The organism is Pseudomonas azerbaijanoccidentalis (assembly GCF_019145495.1).
In the GTDB taxonomy this organism is placed as follows: Bacteria; Pseudomonadota; Gammaproteobacteria; order Pseudomonadales; family Pseudomonadaceae; genus Aquipseudomonas; species Aquipseudomonas azerbaijanoccidentalis.
In genome coordinates this window covers 23,376-40,436 of sequence record NZ_JAHSTU010000015.1, presented here as the reverse complement: position 1 = coordinate 40,436, position 17,061 = coordinate 23,376, and the positions used below count along the sequence as shown (strand labels likewise).

The following is a 17,061-nucleotide window of genomic DNA, read 5'->3' as shown; positions in this document are numbered from 1 at the left end:
CAGCAGCAGCGGCAGCGTGGTTTCCTGCCAGCTCGAAGGCACGCATACCCTCAATGGAAAAACCCCGGCGGTGTTGGGCGACAAGGCTTACTGCCCGTTGCATCTGGGCGAGTATGCCTTCGTCGAAGGGCACCCGCGCCGGCGTATGAATGGCATTCCGGTTGTGTTGGAGGGCCATCTCCTGGCCTGTGGTTGTCATGGCGTGGCGAGCACTGCTTTGAACGTACGGATTATCTGACGTGGAGCTTCGTGATATCCATCCGGTACTGCGCTGGGGTATCGCCGCTATTGTCGGCCCGATATTGCTGATCTTCAGCGTTCACTGGTGGGGCAAAGCCGTGGCCAGTGAAAAGGCGGGGCTCGCGGCTTACAAAGCCAATGTCATGGCGCAAATCGCCGAGCAGAAAGCTACACAACTACGCACTTACTCGTTGGAAATACGAGGCGTTGGGCTTGGGATTCATAAGGACCATCAATCTGAGATCTGGCAATTCATCAAGAAAAAAAACGATAACTTTGCTTCGATTTATTCACGAGATCCCAAGGACTATAAGGCGTCACTAAGATCCAGACAAAACTCCAGAGATATCAAAATCCGCGTTGCCTTCAAACATTCGGCAGGCGAATCAGTAGCATATTGGCCGATTCCAGTGTTTGCACTAGGCCCTCCAGACCCATACGAGAAGGGCTACCGAGCCGCCGGCCTGATTAACTCAGGTCGTAATAAGGCAACTCTGGGAGTTACCCAGTTTCTCTGGCAGGACGATGAAAGCACCACGCACGCGCAAGGCATGATTGAGCGACTGTTTCAGTTTTTTGATGACAATCCTCAAGTGCCCCAAGCCTTGATCGCGAGCGAGGACGGTGATGTGACACGAGATGTCTATCGCAAGCCCGGTACGCCCGGGTTGCAAAGCGTGCAGGTAGTCCCCACGGTGTACGAAAGCATGACCGGGCTGCTGGTCACCCGTTCGGATCGAGTGGATCGGTACATCCGCCGTTATGCCACTCATGAACGTGAAAATAACCAGAACAAAGACACCGATCTGGGCAAACTTTGGGCCTTTTATTGGGATCGTGATAAAGCATTTTTGAAATGGTATGAAGCTCAAGAGCGCGCCAAGGGAGCCAAACTCTCAATCCCCCCGAGCACCATGCCCACCGCCTACTGGCAATCCCAACTCCCCACCCTCTGGCAAACCATCAGCAACCGCGGCCCCGGGGAGTTCGAACCTTCCCCATGGCTACCCATCCGCTGGGCCCAGCATCAGGTCAAAGAGTTCGACGCCGCGCCAGTGCTGGGGTATTTGCATCGCCCGATCAAGGTCTCGATGCAGGATGAAAACGGCAAACGGCTCAAACCGGCGTTGCAGGCCAAGGCGCTGCAAGCCGGCTGGTTGCAGGCGCTGGCTACCTTGCCCGAAGGGCAGCAACCGGTCCGAGTGTTCTACGACACCACCGACAATCAAGAAGCTGAAATCGCCCTGACCCTTGCCTTGCACGGCCTGAATACCGACGGCCACGGCCTTGAACTGGGAAATGTCGACGAGGGATACAACATCGGGCGGCGCCTGGGCAATACCGGGGTAAGTGGGGCTCTGGTGCAAATCAACCTGGCAACCATCGCCAGCTACCTGGACGGTGGAACCAGTGCGGTGGTTTACGCCGGTGCAGATGGCAGCCTGACGGTACAAATGATCCGCCCGCCGGACGCGGCGCGCAAAGAGAAGAACCGCTCGAACCGTGGTGCCGACCCGTTCAAGTTCGGATCCCCTAACGGCGGCGCACCCAGACCATGAGCCCTCCTGTTTGTGTGGGGATGACACCAGCCGCGCTGGCGCTCAGGATGTGCGGGTATGTTAGGTCGGCGCCGTTGCGATCAATCAGGATCGCCACGGACTGCTTGTATCTTTTTTCTTTCAACGAAATACAGTTTTTGCCCTATTCCCAAGTAAGCAAATGAAAAGTCTCAACAATTCATGGCCTTAGGCCTGCGTAAAAACCCGCAACTTGCATGTAGATAAAGTTCAACTCATGCATTTTGCACGAATCCGGAAAATGCACGATTTATTAAGTGGTTGATTTATAACGAATAATTACCTGTCTCAAAGTTGGCACAGCGTTCGCAATATCTCTGGTAACCCTGCTGACAAGAACCCAGCAGACTTTCCAGAAAAACAGGAGTTACTCGTATGAAGAAGTTCGCTATCACTGCCGCTGCTGCTACCGCGCTGACCCTGACCATGGCCAACGCCGCATTCGCCCAGACCACCCAGGCTACCCAGTCGCCAATGGTGCTGGCCGCCGGTGAAGTAACTGAAGCGAAAGAAGCTACTTCCGATACCTGGATCACTACCAAAGTCAAAGCCGACCTGGTCACCGAAAAAGGTATCCCAGGTACCGATATCAAAGTTGAAACCAACAAAGGCGTTGTATCCCTGTCGTCCACCGTTGCGGTAACCGACGCTCAGAAAACCACCGCCGTGGCGATCGCCAAGAAAATCAAAGGCGTCAAAGCGGTCTCCGCTGACGGCCTGAAAGCCGAGTAAGGCAAGGCTTCTCGCCTGGACCGGGAGAAGATGCGATAGACGGGCCGAGCCATACGTCTATCGCCTCTTGAGTGTTCATGCGAACGGCCACAAGGATGTGGCCATTACAGGCCCCGGCATTCGTGTCGGGGCCTGTTCTATTTGCAAAGCAAAAGATCGCAGCCTTCGGCAGCTCCTACATGGAATGAGTAAACCTGTAGGCGCTGCCGAAGGCTGCGATCTTTTGAGTTTTAATTACCGCGCTTGCTGGTGATCTGCACCAAGCGGTTCCCTTCAAAGCGCAGGTACTGATACATCCCGCTCTTCGGCCCGTAAGTCCATTCCTCGACCTGGAACTCTTCCCGTCGATTGGCGCTGCGTTTGTAACCCAGCGGATCGCGGCTGACCGGTTCGCCGCATTTTTGCAGTACTTCACTCGACCGGTCGCCAACGCTGATCAATTGACTGCCACAACGCAAGGTGTCCGCTGCCGAGGCCTGGCTCGCAGCTGTTGCCAGAGCCAGTGCCAGCAGCCGTCGATGACCTATCACTCGGCGTCCAGATGCATCGGCGTGACGACCTTGCCGTCTTTTTCCGCTTCACCCAACTGCGCATCGATGAAGTAAACGCGATCATCGGCCAGCTGGCCCTTGTCGACTAGATAGTCCTTGATGGTGCTGGCACGATCCTGACCCAATTCACGCAACAGGACTTCGCTGGAACTCCAGAACTGGATCACATCGGCACGCATTTTTGCGGTGCGTTCTTCTTTGCCCAGGTCTTTCCACTCAGCAGGCGGCTGGGTTTTCAGGCGTGTGCGGTAAATCCCTTCCAGCAATGGACCTTTCTCGCCGTCGGGGACATCGAGCAAAGCAGCCTTGGCCGGCACCTTGTCGCCTCGGCGCTGGAGCATTTTGTAGTAGTTGTACTGGTATTCGCGCTCCAGACGCTGCTCGGCGATCAGCGGGCCGTCGCTGCTTTTCGCGGCGGTGCCCTCGATCTCCAGGCGCAGGGCCGGACGTTCCTTGAGCGCTTTCGACAGTTTGTCGAGGGCGCCTTCGGCATCCTTGCTCAAATCGCTTGAGCCCGGTGCGAACGACACGCTGCCAAGATCTTCCGAACCACCGCCCGAAACCAGACCACCAATCAGTTTGAACGGCGCGGCGGCCGCTTTGACGATCAGGTTGCGCAGGGTCTGCCAGACAATCGGCATGACGCTGAACTGTGGATTGTTGAGGTCGCCGGTAACCGGCAGCTCGATGGAAATCTTGCCGTCGACGTCCTTGAGCAGGGCAATCGCCAGTTTCAGCGGCAGGCTCACAGCGTCGGGGCTGTCGACTTTCTCACCCAGTTGCAATTGCTCGACCACCACTTTGTTTTCGGCTTTGAGCTGGCCCTTGGTGATCTGGTAATGCAGGTCGAGGTTCAGCCGGCCCTTGCGGATGCGATACCCGGCGAATTTACCGGAGTAAGGCGTCAACGTGGTCAGTTCCACGCGTTTGAAACTGGTGGCGATGTCGAGGCTGGACATCGGATCGAACGGGTTGACCGCACCTTTGATGGTCACCGGTGCATAGCGGTCGACCTTGCCTTTTACGTCGACGCTGGCCGGTTTGGCCTGACGGCTGTCGATGGTGCCGATCTGCCCGTTGAGCTGCTGGATGGCGGTGGCGAAGTTCGGCGTCAGGCTGAAGTCGGCGAAGTTGGCCGAACCGTCATTGATGGCTATGCCGCCGATGTGAATGCCCAACGGTTTTTCTTTGCTGGCGGCGGGTTTGGCAGCGGCAGGTTTGGCGCCGGTGTCGGCTGGTTGCGGGATCAACAAGTCATCGACGTTGGTGGTGCGGTCATCGTTAATCATGAAGCGCACGTAGGGTTGCAACAGGTTGACCTTGTCGATCGACAGGCTGTCGCCGTGCTGATAGTTCAGGCCTTCGACCACCAATTGTTGCCACTTGAGGAAGTCGCGGGTTTTCAGGGTGTCGAGAGTGTGCAGTTGATCGACCTGGGCGCGACCGGTGACGTTGAATGCCAGCGGCTCGGTGCTTTTCAGGTTGACGGCCAGATCGCTGCCGAGCATGCCGCTGCGCAGCTCAAGGCGAATGAACGGGCTGATGTAGGACTGAGCGACGCGCAGGTCGATGTCCTTGGTCTGCACCTTCAGCTTGGCGCTGATCGGCGCCAGATTGACTTCGCCATCGGCCATCAGCTTGCCTTGCTTACCGACGCCGGTGTCGAGCTTGAGCAGGAAAGGTGAGCCATTGAGGCTGTCGAACTTTTGCAGATCGAGATTCAGTGGTCCCAATTCCAATGCCACGGCGGGCTGAGCTTTTCGGTCTGCCAGGTGCACTTGGTAATCGCGGAGCTGAACATCGTTGAGCAGGACCTGCCAAGGCTTGCTCGGAACCGGCTCTGCCTTAGGCGAATCGGCCGCAGCGGGCGTGGTGGCCGGTTCAGCGTTGGCTTTGGCGGCCGGTTTGGAGGGCTGGCTGGCGAACAGTTTCTGCCAGTCGAGTTGGCCATCGGCTTCCAGCGCGGCCCAGGTTTCCAGTTTGTGGCTGCGGATCTTGCCGACCACCACTTGCTGCTTGGCCAGGTCGACGGTGGTTTCGCTGACGTCCAGGCGCTCAAGCTTCACCAGCGGCCGACCGTCCGGTGCCTTGATGGCAAAGGGGGCGATGGTGGCCGAGACGTTGCTCAGCAGCAGCTCGGTTTCCTTGGACAGGTTGAGTTTGTAGTCGGTGCTGATGCTCATGACACCGCTTTCGAGGTCCAGAGGGACTGCGTCGCGCACGTAGGGCCAGAAGGCTTTCATCTTGCCGTCGGTGATTTTCAGCTTACCTTCGGAGGCAATCGGGATCAGGCTGAAGTTACCCGTCCAGTCGATCTGCCCGCCGTTGGGGCCGACGGCCACGAGGGTCATGTCGGCGCTGTCTTCGGGCAGGGTGCTCAGGTTCTTCAGCTCGAAATCGAGTGTGTCGTAGAGAAACTCGATCGGCTCGCTGGGCCGGGCATCTTCGAAGTGCACGGCACCGCCGGCCAGCTTGATGCGATCGATGCGCAGCGGAAACGGTTTGGCGTCGGGGTCGGCGGGCGTCGGTTCGCTGGCCGGTACTTTGAACAGCCCGAGCAGGTTGAGTTTGCCGTCCTTGCTGAACAGGATTTCGGTCTTGGATTTGTCGAGTTCGATATCCGACAGATGCAGCGCTTTAGTCCAGAGGCTGTCGAGTTGCAGGTTGGCGTACAGGCGCTCGAAGCCGATCTGTTCCTTGCCAGGCTCGCCAACGTTCAGGCCCCAAAGGGTCACTTCGAGGCTGAACGGGTTGAGTTCGATGCGCTGGAGCGTGGCAGGCGTCGTGGCGTAGTTGGCCAATTGCTGGTTGGCGATGCGCAAGGCAATGCCCGGCAAAATCAGAAAGCCCAGCAAGCTGTAGAGGGCCAGAGCAGTCAACAAGGCGCCGATGGCGCGAATCAATCCTTTGTACATGCGTGGCTTCATCTGTCTGAATCGGAGTGCCTTGGAGTATGGCATGCGATTCCGGTTCCGAAGCAAACAGCCTGTTCAGGTTTTTTCAGATTTGTCTGACACGCATCAGAGCTGCAGGATCAGGGTTTTGAGCGGTGGCTGTTGATCCATCGAAGGGAAATCGGCGCCCGGTTTCATCACCGTCCACTCACGCACGGGGCGTCCCGCTTTCTCGGCGCAACGCAAAACCTGTTCACGCCAATCGTCCATGCTGACTTTTGCCAGGTTGTTGCAGCAGATCAGCACGCCGTTGTCGGCGGTGGTCAGCAGGGCGGGTTTGAGCAGGCTCTGGTAGTCGCGCAGCAGGTCAACGGTGCCGAACGCGCTCTTGGCCCAGGCCGGTGGGTCAAGCAGCACCAGATCGTACTGGCGCTGCTCCAGACGCGGATAGCTCGGCAACTTTTGCCCGCGACGCTGGCTGATGGGCAGGCCGGCGAGTTGGCGGATGGCCGGGAAATAGTCGGACTGGATGAATCCCATGGTCGGCAGCTGTGGGTTGAGCAGGCCGTTTTCACGACCGACCGCCAGGTTGCCTTCGGCGAAGTCCAGGTTGCATACCTCGCGGGCGCCACCGGCCGCTGCACTGAGGCCAACGCCACAGGTGTAGGCAAACAGGTTCAGGACACTTTTGTTTTTGCTGTGATCCTTGACCCAGCCGCGAGTGTTGCGCAGGTCGAGGAACAGCAGCGGGTCCTGCCCGGCGTGACGGCCGCGGACGCGATAGTTGAGGCCCCACTCGTGGCCGACCAGATCCTGCAACGCGGCTTCGTCGGCACGGTAGACGGTGTCTTCGCGGTCGATGCGTGAGTTGCCACGGGAACGGTCGTTGTAGACCAACAGGGTTTCCAGGCCCAAATACTGGTTGATCATCTCATGCAGGTGCAGCAGGTCTTCGCGTTCCAGCGACTGATGGAAACTCTGCACCATCAGTTGCGGACCATAGCGGTCGATGGTCAGGCCGCCCGCGCCTTCCTGGCTGCCGTGGAACAGCCGATAGCAATCGGTGCCCTGGCTGTGCAGCTCGGCGAGCAGATCCTGGCGATGATCGAGGGCGGCGCGCAGCGCCTGATTCAAGGGAGACATGCTGGGCGCCTTGCAGGAGGTAATTTGGCGCGGGAGTTTAACAGTTTTGGCGCGGGACCGAGGCGCTGCCTTCGCGAGCAAGCCCGGTGTTAAGACAGCAACCCCATCCTCCGCTTGGCCCGCTGCACTGAACCGTTGCGCACTGCCCAGCGCAGCATCGGCGCACTGCGATTGACGCTGGCGCGGATCAGCTTGCGTTGCAGCGGGCTCTGGCGCACATCGAGCATGTCACTGGCCCAGTCCGGCAACAGGTCGATACCGGCCTGCATCATCAGGCCGCCGAAAGGCCTGGCCAAACGGCTGGGGGACGGAGCGTTCAACAACAACCGCAACACTTCCCGGCTGCGTTCATCGCACAGCAGCTGTGGGCGGACACGCTCAAGGTATTCGGAAATTTCCTGCCGCGAGCGCGGCACATTCCGGGCACCCAAGCGTTCTGCGACCAGAGCGATTTCTGCGTAATAGCGATCCTGATCCAACGTCGACAGATGTGGATTGCGATAGCGCAAATGGGCGGCAAGAAAATTGCTGACCTCGGCCACATGCACCCAGGTCAACAGGTCGGGATCGCTGGCGGCATACGGGCGGCCGTCCGGCGCGGTGCCGGTCACTTGCAGGTGAATGGTGCGGACTTTTTCGATCAGCCAGTCGGCATCCTGTCGCGAGCCGAAGGTGGTGCCGGAAATGAACTGCCCGGTGCGGCGTAGTCGGCCGAGCATGTCCTCGCGGAAATTCGAGTGATCCCAAACACCGGCCAACGCCAACGGATGCAGGGCTTGCAGCATCAGCGCGCTGATGCCGCCGATAAGCATGCTGCTGAAATCACCGTGAACCTGCCAGCTCACGGAATCAGGCCCGAACAACCCGGGATCGCCCTTGGGGTTTTCCAGGTCGAGCTTGCCCAGGGACAGACCGGTGAGGCTCATGATCTGGGTTTCAATGCGGGTGCGGATGAATTCCATGCTGTTCCGGTCATTGTCTGTGGGAGCTGCCGTAGGCTGCGATCTTTTGATTTTTCAAAAACAAGATCAAAAGATCGCAGCCTGCGGCAGCTCCTACGGAGAGCGTTCGTTATTGGTTCAAGCGTTTATCGATCAAGCCTTGTACCACGCTCGGGTCGGCCAGGGTCGAGGTGTCGCCCAGACTGTCGAGCTCATTGCAGGCGATCTTGCGCAGGATACGCCGCATGATCTTGCCCGAACGGGTTTTTGGCAACGCTGGCGCCCACTGGATCAGATCCGGTTTGGCGAAGCTGCCGATTTCCTTGCTGACCAGCGCCAGCAACGCTTTCTTCAGTTCATCGTTCGGATCGACGCCGTTCATGGGCGTGACGAAGGCATAAATCCCCTGGCCCTTGACGTCGTGAGGGTAACCCACCACCGCGGCCTCGGCGATGCTGTCGTGCAGCACCAGGGCGCTTTCCACTTCGGCGGTGCCGATGCGGTGGCCGGACACGTTGATCACATCGTCGATGCGCCCGGTGATCCAGTAATCGCCATCTTCATCCCGGCGTGCACCGTCGCCGGTGAAGTAGTAGCCGGGATAGGGCTTGAAGTAGGTGTCGACCATCCGTTGAGGGTCGCGATAGACGCTGCGGATCTGCGCCGGCCAGCTGGATTTTATGGCCAGTACGCCGCTGCCGGCGCCTTTGATTTCCTTGCCCTGTTCATCGAGCAATACCGGTTGTACGCCGAACATCGGTTGCGTGGCGCAGCCGGGTTTGATCCTTTGCGCGCTGACCAGAGGGCTGAGCATGATGCCGCCGGTTTCGGTCTGCCACCAGGTATCGACGATTGGGCAGCGCTCTTCGCCCACCGTATGGAAATACCATTCCCACGCTTCCGGGTTGATTGGCTCACCGACAGTGCCGAGCAGTCTGACACTGGCGCGGGAGGTTTCCTTCAAGGGTTCGGGGCCTTCACGCATCAAGGCGCGCAGGGCGGTGGGCGCGGTATAGAAGATATTCACCTTGTGCTTGTCGATGACTTGCCAGAAGCGCGAAGTGCTCGGGTAGCTGGGCACGCCTTCGAAGATCAGCGTGGTGGCGCCATTGGCCAGCGGCCCGTAGACGATATAGCTGTGGCCCGTGACCCAGCCGACATCGGCGGTGCACCAGAACACTTCGCCCTCGCGGTAGTCGAGCACGTATTTGAAAGTCATCGCCACTTGTAGCAAATAGCCGCCGGTGGTGTGCAACACGCCTTTGGGTTTGCCGGTGCTGCCGGAGGTGTAGAGGATGAACAGCGGGTCTTCGGCGTCCATCGGTTCGGGCGGGCAGTCGTCGCTGACGTCGCGCAGCGCCTGGTGATACCAGATGTCCCGGCCTTCGACCCAGCTCACATCATTTTGTGTGCGCTCGACCACGATCACGGTGCTCACGTCCGGACAGCTTTGCAGCGCCTTGTCGACGTTCTGTTTCAGCGGCACGAATTTGCCACCGCGCACGCCTTCATCGGCAGTGATCACGGTGCGGCAGTCGGCGTCGAGAATCCGGTCGCGCAGTGAGTCCGGAGAGAAACCGCCGAACACCACCGAATGCACCGCACCAATGCGTGTGCAGGCGAGCATGGCGTAGGCCGCTTCGGGAATCATCGGCATGTAGATGCACACCCTGTCGCCTTTTTTCACGCCACGGCTTTTGAGCACGTTGGCCAGGCGGCAGACGTTGTGGTGGAGTTTTCTGTAGGTGATCTGAGTGGACTCGGCGGGGTCGTCGCCTTCCCAGATGATTGCGATCTGATCGCCGCGTTTTTCCAGGTGCCGGTCGATGCAGTTGTAGCTGACGTTGAGTTGGGCGCCGGCAAACCAGCTGGCTTCACCGGTTCTCAGGTCATAGCGCTGGACGGTGTCCCACGGCTTGCTCCAGTCGAGGAAGCGTTTGGCTTGTTCTGCCCAGAAGGTGCTGGGGTGTTCGATGGATTCGCGGTACAGACGGTGATAGTCGTCTTGACTCAGTTGTGCAGCCCGGCGGACGGCATCGGCTTTGGGGAACGTGCTGATATCGAACATGACGGTTCCTTATTCTTGTTTTGTGACAAGAGGGGAGCTGCGCGACCCTCGTAGGAGTTGCCGAAGGCTGCGATCTTTTGACTTTGCTTTGAAGATCAAAAGATCGCAGCCTTCGGCAGCTCCTACAGTGATAGCGCACGCCACCGATTTTGCAGTAAACCCGGTGCCGTAGAACTGTCGATGCTGCAAGTTGAAGGGGCGGGCAAACCGCCCCTTCAGCCTATCACCCGCGGTGACGACCACGGAAGTAGTTGATCAGGCCTTGGGTGGATGCGTCGTCAGCCGGTGTTTCTTCGCTGCCGACCAGACGGTTGTAGACACCTTTACCCAGTTCCTTGCCCAACTCCACGCCCCACTGATCGAAGGCGTTGATGCCCCAGATCACGCTTTGCACGAAGACTTTGTGTTCGTACATCGCCACCAGCGCGCCGAGACGACGCGGGCTAATGCGCTCGACCACCAGGGTGTTACTCGGACGGTTGCCCGGAATCACCTTGTGCGGTGCGAGTTTCTGCACCTCGGCTTCACTCATGCCTTTTTCACGCAGTTCGGCTTGCGCCTCGGCCAGGGTCTTGCCGAGCATCAACGCCTGGCTTTGCGACAAGCAGTTGGCGTACAGCCACTGGTGGTGATCGGAGACCGGGTTGAAGCTGACGATCGGCACAATGAAGTCAGCCGGGATCAGTTGCGTGCCTTGGTGCAGCAACTGGTGATACGCGTGCTGACCGTTGCAGCCGACGCCGCCCCAGATCACCGGACCGGTGTCGGTGGAAACCGCGGTGCCGTCCTGACGAACGCTCTTGCCGTTGGATTCCATGTCCAGCTGTTGCAAATGCTTGGTGATGTTACGCAAGTAGTGGTCGTACGGCAGGATCGCATGGCTCTGCGCGCCCCAGAAATTGCCGTACCACACGCCGAGCAAGGCCAGCAGCACTGGCATGTTCTGTTCGAAAGGGGCGGTCAGGAAGTGCTGGTCCATGGTGTAGGCACCGGACAGCAGCTCCTTGAAGTTCGACATGCCGATGGCCAGCGCGATCGGCAAACCGATGGCCGACCACAGCGAATAACGACCGCCAACCCAGTCCCACATCGGGAAGATGTTTTCTTCGCGGATACCGAACGCCACAGCCGCGGCGTTGTTACTCGATACCGCAATGAAGTGACGATACAGCTCGGCTTCCGAACCACCCTGGGCCAGATACCAGGCACGGGCGGCCTGCGCGTTCTTCAGGGTTTCGAGGGTGTTGAAGGATTTCGATGAAACGATGAACAGCGTGGTTTCCGCACGCAGCTTCATGGTCAGCTCGTGGAACTCACTGCCGTCGATGTTGGCCAGGTAATGGCAGCGCACGCCTTTCTGGGCGTAGGACAGCAGCGCTTCGGACACCAGTTCGGGGCCGAGGAAGGAACCACCGATGCCGATGTTCACCACGTCGGTGATCGGCTTCTCGGTGTAACCGCGCCACAGACCGTCGTGGATACGGCCCACGAGGTCAGTGATCTGGTTGAGTACCTTGTGTACTTCAGGCATCACGTTGACGCCGTTGACCGACAGTTTGTCGCCGACCGGACGGCGCAGCGCCGTGTGCAGGGCCGGGCGACCTTCGGAGGCGTTGACGATTTCGCCGTCGAACAGCGATTTGATCGCACCCTTGAGGTCAACTTCATTGGCCAGACCCACCAGCAGATTGCGGGTCTCGGCGTTGATCAGGTTCTTCGAATAGTCGAGAAACAGGCCGCAACTGCTGAGGGTGAACTGGGTAAAGCGCTGCGGGTCGGCATTGAAGGCCTCGCGCATGCTGAAATCCTGCATGGCTTGGCGGTGGTCATTCAACGCTTGCCAGGCGGGCAGAGCGGTCACGTCATGAGGAGTGCGGTAATACGCCATCGCTGCGGGTTTCCTTTTTACTTGAACGGCCTTTTGAACACTAAAAATCCCGGAGCGCTATGGATGGGCGTCCCGGTCAACTGCGTCTTCACGAATTCATGGCGCAGGGCGAATACAGTAAACCCCGCGCAATGATCTGTCTTGACTTTGTCTGACCTGTTTCCGGTACTTTTTTAACATCGAAGTTAGGAACGGTCCGACAAACGGAAGAGACAGGGCTCGGATCAGGCGACCTGGACCGGAATGGCGTTGCTGGTGTGGCTCAGTTCGTTACCCGGTGCCATATAGAGCATGCGCGGCTTGAAGTTGAGCAATTCGGCTTCGCTGTAATGCGCGTAAGCGCAAATGATCACGCGATCGCCAACCTTGGCCTTGTGCGCGGCGGCGCCGTTGACCGAGATCATGCGCGAGCCTTCTTCGCCACGGATGGCGTAAGTGGTGAAACGCTCGCCGTTGTCGATGTTATAGATCTGGATCTGTTCGTACTCACGGATGCCGGACAAGTCCAGCCATTCGCCGTCGATGGCGCAGGAACCTTCGTAATCGAGTACAGCGTGGGTGACTTCGGCGCGGTGCAGCTTGGCTTTTAGCATGATGGCGTGCATGAGTGTTTCCAAGGTCGGCGGGCGGGTTGCCCGAAGGGTTTGTGGGGGGCAAGACAACTGGAAGCAGACGCAGATCTCCTTGTGGGAGCGAGCCTGCTCGCGATGACGGTGTGTCAGTCAACACATCGGTGACTGAACATCCACTATCGCGAGCAGGCTCGCTCCTACAGGGGGATGCGGTGTTTAGACGGGCGTATCGAGATTCAGGTGCAGGTTATCGATCAATCGCGTTGTACCGAGGAACGCCGCCACCAGAATCACCAGGTCACGATCCTCGGCTGTCGCCGGACGCAAGGTCAGCGCATGGCGAATTTCCAGGTAATCCGGGCGCAAGCCAGCGGCTTCAAGCTGTTTGATTTGCGCGTTGATCAGCGCCGGGAAATCCCGCTCACCTTGCTTGATCGACTCGGCAATTTCGCTCAGCGTGCGATACACCACTGGCGCCACGGCGCGTTGCTCTTCGCTGAGGAAACCATTGCGTGACGACAACGCCAGGCCATCGGCTGCACGGACGGTCGGCTCGCCAATGATCTGGATCGGCATGTTCAAGTCGTGGACCAGTGCGCGAATCACTGCCAGTTGCTGGAAGTCTTTCTGGCCGAAGATCGCCAGGTCTGGCTGGACCATGTTGAACAGCTTGCTGACCACCGTCGCCACACCCTCGAAATGCCCTGGACGGCTGGCGCCGCACAGGCCTTCAGACAATTGTGGAACGCTGACGCGGGTCTGGCCGGCCATGCCGTCGGGGTACATCTCTTCAACGGTGGGCGCAAACAACAGGTCGCAACCGGCTTCGAGCAGTTTTTCCTGATCGGCTGCCAACGTGCGTGGGTATTTGTCGAGGTCTTCGCCCGCACCGAATTGCAGCGGGTTGACGAAAATGCTCGCGACCACGAAATCCACCCGCTGGGTGGCCTTGGTGATCAGCGCGACGTGACCGCTGTGCAGGTTGCCCATGGTCGGCACGAAGCCGATGCGCTTGCCTTCGCTGCGGGCACGGGCCACGGCGGCGCGCAGTTCGCGTACGGTTTTTACGGTGTTCATGCAGAGAATCCGTGTTCGATGCCTGGGAAGGTTGCCGCTTTGACTTCGCTGACGTAAGCGCTCAATGCGGCGGGAATGCTTTCCTGGCCAGCCATGAAGTTTTTCACGAATTTCGGAACGCGACCGGTGATGGACAATCCCAGCATGTCGTGCAGCACCAGTACCTGACCGTCGGTGCGATGGCCTGCGCCAATCCCGATCACTGGAATTTTCACTGCTTGGGTGATTTCTTCAGCCAGTTCGCTCGGCACGCATTCGAGCAGCAGCATGGCGGCGCCGGCCTGCTCCAGCGAGATCGCGTCGGCGCGCATCTGCCGTGCCTGGTTTTCATTGCGTCCCTGGACTTTATAGCCGCCAAGGATATTCACCGATTGCGGGGTCAAGCCCATGTGCGCGCAGACCGGAATGCCGCGCTCGGCGAGCAGGCGAATCGAATCCGCCAGCCACAAGGCGCCTTCGACCTTGACCATGTGCGCACCGGCCTGCATCAACAAGGCGCTGTTGCTCATGGCTTGTTCGGTGGTGGCGTAGGCCATGAAAGGCAGGTCGGCAAGAATCAACGCATCGCTGTTACCGCGTTTGACGGCGGCGACGTGGTAAGCCATTTCGGCAGTGGTGACCGGCAGGGTGCTGTCGTGACCTTGCAAAACCATGCCGAGGGAGTCGCCCACCAGCAGCACTTCGACGCCAGCCTGATTGCAGGCGTGGGCGAAGGTCGCGTCATAGCAGGTCAGCATGGTGATTTTTTCACCTTTCTGCTTGAGGCTCTGGAGCGTGGTCAGGGTGATGGCTGGCATGTCAAAAAATCCTCGTTCAGGCGCTATGGAAACTACTGCGAGTAACGCGCGTGATTCGTCATTTACTCAGGCGCACGGTCTTTTGTCGTGCTTATAAGGCCTGGATTGCGCCCTTGCGTGCCGTGTTGGCGGCAGCGGGACGCCTATAGTCGTGAGGAGAACTCGGGAAGTCAATCCGGTGTGTTACCGCATTGTTACGGGTGGGGTGTTACCGGGGTAACTGATGCGTTTCAGCAGCAGATCTGGTGCGCAACACAAAACCAATGTGGGAGCGGGCTTGCTCGCGAAAGCGGACTGACAGTCAACTTTTATGTTGAATGTTAAATCGTCTTCGCGAGCAAGCCCGCTCCCACAAGGGGATTTTGGTCAAGTCGGAGGAAGGCGTTCCAGGCCGACGAACGGGCAGGCGGCCAGTAGATCTTTAAGGTCACGGCCATCAGCCAGACGCAGATCCGCAGGCGCAAGCTCAGCCAGCGGATACAGGACAAAGGCCCTTTCCTGCATGTGGTAATGGGGGACTTTGAGGCGTGGTTCGTCAATCAAGCGGTCGCCGAACAGCAGGATGTCGAGATCCAGCGTGCGCGGTCCCCAGCGTTCAAGACGCTCGCGGCCCTGGCCGTTTTCGATCGATTGCAAAGCATCCAGAAGATCCAGCGGTGCCAGGCTGCTGTCGAGGGCGGCCACGGCATTGGTGTAGCGCGGTTGGCCGGGGAGCAGGGAGTCGCTTTGGTAAAAGGCGGAAACCCCGACCAGCGCCGATTGCGGCAATTGCGCCAGCGCTTCGACGGCGTTGCGCAATTGTTCGGCGGGGTCAGCCAGATTGCTGCCCATACCGATGTAGATGCGTTCCATGGATTACTCGCCCGTGGTACTCGAAGCGCCCGCTGCGCGTTTGCGCTTGGAACCGCCGCTACGACGACGTTTGCGCGGTGCTCCGCTGCCTTCGTCCTTGCCGCTGAGGTCGCGGATCATGTCGCGACGTTCGCTTTCGTTGGCGTCCTGATAATCCGTCCACCATTCGCCCAGGCCATCAGTCTGCTCGCCCGCGCTTTCGCGCAGCAGCAGGAAGTCGTAACCGGCACGGAAACGTGGGTTGTCCAGCAGCAGATCGGCGCGCTTGCCGCTGCGGCGGGGCAGGCGTTCCTGCATGTCCCAGATCTCACGGATCGGCATGGTGAAGCGTTTCGGAATCGCGATGCGCTGGCATTGCTCGGCAATCAATTCGTGCGCGGCTTCCTGCATGGCCGGAATCGGCGGCATGCCACGTTCTTGCAAGCGCAGAACGCGAGCCGGCAGGGCAGGCCAGAGCAGCGCCGCGAAGAGGAACGCCGGTGTCACCGGTTTGTTCTGCTTGATTCGCAGGTCGGTGTTGACCAGCGCTTCGCTGATCAGGGTGTGGGTGTAAGTCGGGTTGTACTCCAGCGCCTCGGCACTGGCCGGGAACAGTGGGTCGAACAGTTGCAGGTCGACCAGCATTTCAAAGGTGTCCGCGGCATGGCCGGAGAGGAACAGCTTGAGCACTTCTTCGAACAGACGGGCTGACGGAATCTCGCGCAGCATTGGCGCCAGGTCGCGGATTGGCGCAGCGCTGTGTTTTTCGATGCCGAAATTCAACTTGGCAGCGAAACGCACGGCTCGCAGCATCCGCACCGGGTCTTCCTGATAGCGCTGTTTCGGGTCGCCGATCAAGCGGATCAGTTGGTTGCGAATGTCGTGAACGCCATTGGCATAATCGAGAATCCGCTCGCTGACCGGGTCGTAATACAGCGCGTTGATGGTGAAGTCGCGACGTTGCGCGTCTTCTTCCAGGGTGCCGTAGACGTTATCGCGCAGGATGCGCCCGCTTTCGTTACGCGAAGACTGATTGTTGTCTTCCTCTTCGTCGTTTTGCGGATGATTGGCGCGGAATGTCGCGACTTCAATGATTTCGCGACCAAAGTGGATGTGCACCAGTTTGAACCGGCGACCGATGATCCGCGCGTTGCGAAATTCGGCTCTTACCTGTTCAGGGGTGGCGCTGGTGGCGACGTCAAAGTCTTTCGGCGTGATGCCGAGCAGCATGTCGCGTACACAACCGCCCACCAGATACGCCTGGTAACCGGCGCCCTGCAGGCGTTCGACGATGTTCACCGCGTAACGGCTGAATTGGCCCTTTTGCAGCGAATGTTGGCCGCTGTTGAGCACTTCAGGCGTGCTGCGGATGTGTTGCGTACGACGCACGGGAGTACGGAATGACTGGAACAGCTTCTTCAGCATGGGATGCACTGTTTGAAGGAATGTTCGGCCAAAACAGAAGAATGACCGCATGATGGGCGGGGATTCTAGCATTTAGTCGGGGGATGGTGTAGGAAGCTGCGCAAGAGCTTGAAGGGCGGGGTTGATGTAGCAGCTGCCGAGCAACGCGAGGCTGCGTCCGGCGCAAGGCTGTCGTAAAACCTGTGATTGCGGTGTGTCAGATGAAACCGGTTGCCTGAATTGCGACTGCTGAGCAGTTGAACGTAGCCTGCGTTGCTCGACAGCTGCTACGGGGCGCGGTTGGCGGGGATGTCAAACGCCGGAAACTACAAGGGGAGCCGAAGCT

13 protein-coding genes and 1 pseudogene are annotated in these 17,061 nt (G+C 59.0%); 3 read left to right on the top strand and 11 right to left on the bottom strand.

Going from position 1 to position 17,061, the window contains the following annotated elements; translation table 11 throughout:
* From KVG88_RS30645 to KVG88_RS30635, 3 genes and pseudogenes are all read left to right on the top strand, one after another.
* Positions 1 to 238, top strand: a 238-nt coding sequence (locus tag KVG88_RS30645; protein WP_217873617.1) for a PAAR domain-containing protein, incomplete at its 5' end; no start/stop codon positions are given.
* A 4-nt stretch (positions 239 to 242) separates the two neighbouring features.
* A pseudogene (locus tag KVG88_RS30640) lies at positions 243 to 1,799 on the top strand (type VI lipase adapter Tla3 domain-containing protein); the annotation flags it as partial.
* Between the two features lie 393 nt (positions 1,800 to 2,192).
* Positions 2,193 to 2,549, top strand: coding sequence for a BON domain-containing protein (locus tag KVG88_RS30635; RefSeq protein WP_217873615.1), 357 nt, complete (start codon positions 2,193 to 2,195; stop codon positions 2,547 to 2,549).
* 230 nt (positions 2,550 to 2,779) lie between these two features.
* Here the strand turns inward: KVG88_RS30635 and KVG88_RS30630 are convergent, their stop codons facing one another.
* The 11 genes from KVG88_RS30630 to KVG88_RS30580 form a co-directional block, all read right to left on the bottom strand.
* A complete protein-coding gene (locus KVG88_RS30630) occupies positions 2,780 to 3,076 on the bottom strand; it encodes a DUF2845 domain-containing protein (protein WP_150705042.1) in 297 nt (98 codons plus the stop codon).
* Positions 3,076 to 6,060 carry a DUF748 domain-containing protein gene (locus KVG88_RS30625; RefSeq protein ID WP_217873614.1) on the bottom strand — a complete coding sequence of 995 codons (2,985 nt, stop codon included), beginning with the start codon at positions 6,058 to 6,060 and terminating at the stop codon, positions 3,076 to 3,078. The genes KVG88_RS30630 and KVG88_RS30625 overlap by 1 nt, the downstream gene beginning before the upstream one ends.
* A gap of 60 nt (positions 6,061 to 6,120) precedes the next feature.
* Positions 6,121 to 7,137: a class I SAM-dependent rRNA methyltransferase gene (locus KVG88_RS30620; RefSeq protein ID WP_150705016.1), complete on the bottom strand. Its 1,017-nt coding sequence runs from the start codon at positions 7,135 to 7,137 to the stop codon at positions 6,121 to 6,123.
* Positions 7,138 to 7,226: 89 nt separating this feature from the next.
* Positions 7,227 to 8,099 (bottom strand): oxygenase MpaB family protein, encoded by an 873-nt coding sequence (locus tag KVG88_RS30615; protein ID WP_150705017.1) that lies wholly within the window; start codon positions 8,097 to 8,099, stop codon positions 7,227 to 7,229.
* A 109-nt stretch (positions 8,100 to 8,208) separates the two neighbouring features.
* Positions 8,209 to 10,146 (bottom strand): acetate--CoA ligase, encoded by a 1,938-nt coding sequence (acs, locus tag KVG88_RS30610; protein ID WP_150705018.1) that lies wholly within the window; start codon positions 10,144 to 10,146, stop codon positions 8,209 to 8,211.
* A gap of 223 nt (positions 10,147 to 10,369) precedes the next feature.
* Complete coding sequence (gene pgi / locus KVG88_RS30605) at positions 10,370 to 12,034, bottom strand: glucose-6-phosphate isomerase (RefSeq protein ID WP_150705019.1); 1,665 nt, start codon at positions 12,032 to 12,034, stop codon at positions 10,370 to 10,372.
* A gap of 224 nt (positions 12,035 to 12,258) precedes the next feature.
* Positions 12,259 to 12,639: an aspartate 1-decarboxylase gene (gene panD / locus KVG88_RS30600; protein ID WP_008153310.1), complete on the bottom strand. Its 381-nt coding sequence runs from the start codon at positions 12,637 to 12,639 to the stop codon at positions 12,259 to 12,261.
* A 183-nt stretch (positions 12,640 to 12,822) separates the two neighbouring features.
* Entirely contained in the window at positions 12,823 to 13,683 is an 861-nt protein-coding gene (gene panC, locus KVG88_RS30595; RefSeq protein ID WP_150705020.1) for a pantoate--beta-alanine ligase, read from the bottom strand.
* Complete coding sequence (gene panB, locus KVG88_RS30590) at positions 13,680 to 14,480, bottom strand: 3-methyl-2-oxobutanoate hydroxymethyltransferase (RefSeq protein ID WP_150705021.1); 801 nt, start codon at positions 14,478 to 14,480, stop codon at positions 13,680 to 13,682. Before panB ends, panC begins: the two co-directional genes overlap by 4 nt.
* 366 nt (positions 14,481 to 14,846) lie before the next feature.
* Positions 14,847 to 15,332, bottom strand: a complete 486-nt coding sequence (gene folK, locus KVG88_RS30585) for a 2-amino-4-hydroxy-6-hydroxymethyldihydropteridine diphosphokinase (RefSeq protein ID WP_217873613.1) — start codon at positions 15,330 to 15,332, stop codon at positions 14,847 to 14,849.
* A gap of 3 nt (positions 15,333 to 15,335) precedes the next feature.
* A complete protein-coding gene (locus KVG88_RS30580) occupies positions 15,336 to 16,736 on the bottom strand; it encodes a polynucleotide adenylyltransferase PcnB (protein ID WP_191630565.1) in 1,401 nt (466 codons plus the stop codon).
* Positions 16,737 to 17,061: the final 325 nt, after the last annotated feature.